We start from the raw sequence: 274 nt of genomic DNA on the forward strand, positions 1-274 counted from the left end.
CCTTCTCAACCAAATTCCTCAAAAACGGTTCATTGTGGGATCTGATGAGTTCCACCACCACCTCTAACGTGATGCCGATGATGCACGTCGGGCTGGATAATTTCGATCTGGTGAAATATCTGGTGAGTCAGGTGATGTTGAGTGAAGAGGATCGTTTTGAAGCGTTGAAAGAGTACTATCCGCAGGCGAAAAAAGAGGACTGGCGTTTGTGGCAAGCGGGGCAGCGCGTGCAGATTATCAAGCGTGATGCCGAGAAAGGTGGCGTACTGCGTCT

General features: G+C 50.0%; 1 protein-coding gene. It reads left to right on the forward strand.

Annotated elements, in window-relative coordinates; genetic code table 11:
* Nucleotides 1–274: malate:quinone oxidoreductase (locus FN960_RS24045; RefSeq protein WP_185971146.1), on the forward strand; the 274-nt coding region annotated here is incomplete at both ends.

The organism is Alkalicoccobacillus porphyridii, assembly GCF_007293315.1.
In the GTDB taxonomy this organism is placed as follows: Bacteria; Bacillota; Bacilli; order Bacillales; family Bacillaceae_D; genus Alkalicoccobacillus; species Alkalicoccobacillus porphyridii.